Below are 4,516 nucleotides of genomic sequence, written 5' to 3'. Positions count from 1 at the left end.
TCGTTGGTGGCGTTGCATTGGGCTGTGCGGTCGGTGGTGTCGGGGGAGTGTGCGTTGGCGTTGGCGTGTGGTGCGACGGTGATGTCGACGCCGGGCGCATTCGTGGAATTTTCGCGGCAGCAGGGTTTGTCGCCTGACGGCAGGTGTCGTTCCTTCTCCGCTGATGCATCGGGCACCGGGTGGGCCGAGGGTGTGGGCGCGCTGGTCGTGGAGCGGCTCTCGCGTGCCCGGCGTTTGGGGCATCCGGTGCTTGCTGTGATTCGTGGCAGTGCGGTGAATCAGGACGGTGCGAGCAATGGCCTGACCGCCCCTAACGGCCTCGCCCAACAACGCGTCATCGCGAGTGCTTTGTCTGCCGCAGGGCTCACCCCGGCCGACATCGACGTGGTCGAAGGCCACGGCACCGGCACCCGCCTCGGCGACCCGATCGAAGCGGGGGCGCTGATCGAGGCGTACGGCAAGGGAAGGCCGGCCGAGCGTCCCCTGTGGCTCGGCTCGCTGAAGTCGAACATCGGCCATGCGCAGGCCGCCGCAGGGGTGGGTGGCGTGATGAAGATGGTGCTGGCGATGCAGCACGGTCTGATGCCGCGCACGCTTCATGTCACCGAGCCCACGCCCGAAGTCGACTGGGACGGCGCAGGGGTTGCCCTCCTGACCGAGGCGCGACCGTGGACCGTCGAGCCCGGTCGGCCCCGGCGCGCAGGCGTCTCCTCCTTCGGGATCTCCGGCACCAACGCCCACGTCATCCTCGAAGAACCCCCCGAGCCCACCCCACCACCCCGTGCAGGCACCCCGCTTCCCCTGGTCCTCTCGGCCAAGACCCCCACCGCCCTGAAGACCCTCGCCCGCAGCCTCCACGACCACCTGACCACCACGCCCACCCCACCCGACCCCGCCGACGTCACCCACACCCTGGCCGTCGGCCGTACGCACTTCGCGCACCGAGCCGCGATCCTGCCCGACGCCGGTGACCACCTCCCGGGACTGCAGGCGCTCGCCACGGGCGGGCACGACCCGCGTGTCGTGTCCGGCACCGCGGTCGAGCGGGGCGGGACGGTGTTCGTCCTCCCCGGGGCCGCCGCACCGTGGTCGCCCGCCGCGGCCGCGGACCTGCTGGCCGGCACCCCGGGCCTGGCGGCCCACGTACGCGCCTGTTCCGACGCGCTGCACCCCCACCTCGGACACGACGTCCTGGACGGCCCGGGCAGTGCCGACCCCGAGACGGCGGAAGCCCTCCTCTTCGCCGTCACCGTCGGCCTGGCGCGTCTGTGGGAGCAGCACGGCGTACGCCCCGACGCCGTGCTCGGCACCGACCGGAGCGCGATCGCCGCCGCCCACGTCGCCGGTGTCCTCACCCTCGACGACGCCGCCCTGCTCTGGGCCGTACGCGCCCGGGCCCTCGCCGGACCGGCCGGGGCCGCGCACCGGCACCTCGAAGAGACTCTCTCCACCCTCGACTTCCGGCCGGCCGACATCGCGTACTACTCCGAGCGCAGCCCCCACCCGTGCACCGTGCAGGACCTCGCCTCCGCCGCCCACTGGCTGCCCGCTCCCCATCAGCCCGGCGACGCAGGCGCGGTGGTGCGCGCCGTGCACGAGAACGGCCACGGGGCGTTCGTCGAGATCAGCCCGTGCCCACCGCCGGCGGACGCCCTCGCCCGGGCCCTCGCGGAGGCGGTCGACGGGCCCGCGCCCGGTGCGGTGCTGATCGCAGGCCCGTACGACGACGGCACGGGCCCGGCGGACTTCCTGCACCGGCTCGCCGAGGCCCACGTCCGCGGTGTCACCGTCGACTGGTCGGTGCCGCACGGCGCGCGCCGCCATGTCGTGCTGCCGACCTATCCGTTCGCCGGGCAGCGGTACTGGCTCGACGCGACACCCGCCGCCGCTCCCGGCACCCCGGCGGCGGAACAGCTGCTTCCGACCGTCGTCGCCCTCGCCGACCGCAACGAGTACGTGCTGACCGGCCGGCTCTCCCGGGACACCCACCCCTGGCTGGCCGATCACACCGTCGGCGGCGACGTCCTCCTGCCCGGCACGGCCTTCGTCGCCTGCCTGCTCCGGGCGGCGGAGGCCGCCGGCTGCGCCGGCATCGGCGAGCTCACGCTCCACAAGCCCCTGCCCGTGCCCGCCGGTCCGGCGATCGACCTGCAACTCGTCGTCGGCGCCCCGGACGCCACCGGGGCCCGGCCGGTGACGGTGCACGCCCGTCCGGCTGCCGTCACCGGGGACGGCTGGCAGCACCACGCGAGCGGCACCCTCGTACCGCAGGAAGAGCCGGCCGGGCCCGCCGAGCGGACCGGTTGTGCCACCTGGCCGCCGCGAGGCGCCGTGCCCGTCCCGACGGACGCCGCCTACGACCGGCTGGCCGACCTCGGGTACGCGTACGGGCCGGCCTTCCGCGCCCTGCGCGCCGCATGGCGGCACGGCAGCGACACCTACCTCGCCCTCGACCTCCCCCAGGGCACCACCGGCGACGGGTACGCCCTGCACCCCGCCCTGCTGGACGCCGCCCTGCACCTGACCGTGCTCGACGCGGCCGCCGACGGGCGCCTGCGCCTGCCGTACGCCTGGCGTGGAGTACGGCTGCACGGCCGTGGCGCGCCGACGTCCCTACGGGTGCACGTCGCGCAGTCGGGCGACGACACGATCGGCATCCGGATCACCGACGGCAGCGGCACGCCTGTCGCCACCGTCGACTCGCTCGTGCTGCGGGCCGCGCCCGGCACGGCGACGGCGGACGCGGCCGTCGCGGACGCACTGTTCCGCGTCGACTGGCAGCCCCTTCCCGCGCCCGACGCCGCGCGCGGCACGCCTGGCGACGACGAGTGGTGCGTACTGGGCGATCCGGCCGTACCCGATCTCGACGCCCTGGAGGAACGGTTCGCCACCGGGTCCGGCCCGGCGCCGCACACGGTCGTCGTCCCCTTCCTCCCGGCCCCCGACGCCGAATCCACCCTTCCCGAAGCCGTCCATGAGGCGGCGCAGCGCGCCCTCGCCGTCGTACGGCACTGGGTGGCCGGCGAGCGCTTCGCGGGCGCGCGCCTCGTGGTGCTGACCCGCGGCGCGGTCCGCGTCCGGGCACAGGACCCCGGCCCCGACCTCGTCCACGCCCCCCTGTGGGGGCTGATCCGCAGCGCCCGGGCGGAGGAACCGGGAAGGTTCCTGCTCCTGGACACCGACCCTGCACAACCGTTCGCGCCCACCGACCTGCCGGCCGGTGCCCTGGACAGCGGGGAACCCGAACTGGCCGTACGGGACGGCCGGCTGTACGCCCCCCGGCTGGTGCGCACCCCGCTCCCCGCCACCGATGGGGAGACGGCGCGGCAGCTCGATCCCGAGGGCACCGTCCTGATCACCGGCGGAACCGGTGCGCTGGGCGCACTGACCGCCCGGCACCTGGTGACGCGGCACGGCGCGCGCCACCTGCTCCTCGCGAGCCGGCGGGGCCCCTCCGCCCCGGGCGCCGCGGCACTCGCCGCCGAACTCACCGGGCTCGGCGCACAGGTACGGACGGTCGCCTGCGACACCGCCGACAGGGAAGCCCTGGCCGCCCTGCTCGCCACGATCCCCGGAGACCGGCCCCTGACCGCGGTCGTGCACACGGCCGGCACCCTGCAGGACGCGACCCTCGCCTCGCTCACCCCCGAGCACCTGAGGACCGTCCTGCGGCCGAAGGCCGACGCCGCCTGGCACCTGCACGAACTCACCCGCGACCTGCCGGTCCGGGAGTTCCTGCTCTTCTCGTCGGTCTCCGGCACCACCGGCACGCCCGGCCAGGCCAACTACGCTGCCGCCAACGCCTTCCTGGACGCCCTCGCCGAGCACCGCAGCGCCCTCGGGCTGCCGGCCCGCTCGCTCGCCTGGGGGCTGTGGGAGCACGACGAGGGCATGGCGGGCCGGCTGACCCGGCACGACAGGGAGCGCTTCGCCCGTGGCGGACTGCTGCCCGTCGGCACCGGGCTCGGGCCGCGGCTCCTCGACGCCGCCAGGACCGCCGACGAGCCCGTCGTCGTGGCGACCCCGCTCGACCTGGCCGCCGTACGCCGCGCGGAGCCGGCGCCCCCGCCCCTCCTCCGCGCCCTGACCGGCACCCGCCGACCCGCTGCCGGCGCTGCCGGCGCTGCCGCGATGCCCGCGACAGCCGTGCGCGACCTCGTCACCTCCGCCGTCACCGAGGTCTCCGGATGGAGCGACTTCGACGAGGGCACCTCGTTCCGGGACCTGGGTCTGGATTCGCTGATGGGCGTGGAGCTGCGGAACCGCCTGTCGGCGAGGACAGGGTTGGCTTTGCCGTCGACCGTCGTCTTCGACTATCCGTCCCCGGGTGCTCTCGCCGGATATCTGGAGTCGCTGGCAGGAGATTCCCGCGCCTCGGAATCAGGAACCGAACCCCTTCCTCTGCCCGGTGGTTCATTGACTGATGATCCGGTGGTGGTTGTGGGTATGGGGTGTCGTTTTCCGGGTGGGGTGGTGTCGCCGGAGGGTTTGTGGGGTGTGGTGGGGGGTGGGTTGG

General features: G+C 74.8%; 1 protein-coding gene. It reads left to right on the top strand.

What is annotated here, in order from left to right:
* Positions 1-6: 6 nt before the first annotated feature.
* Positions 7-4,516, top strand: a 4,510-nt coding sequence (locus tag AB0K17_RS30665; protein WP_365985009.1) for a type I polyketide synthase, incomplete at its 3' end; no start/stop codon positions are given.

The sequence above is a fragment of the Streptomyces sp. NPDC049585 genome (genome assembly GCF_040675615.1).
GTDB lineage: Bacteria > Actinomycetota > Actinomycetes > Streptomycetales > Streptomycetaceae > Streptomyces > Streptomyces luteosporeus.
The sequence above is the reverse complement of the archived record's forward strand: the minus strand, read 5'-3'. Positions and strand labels throughout refer to the sequence as shown.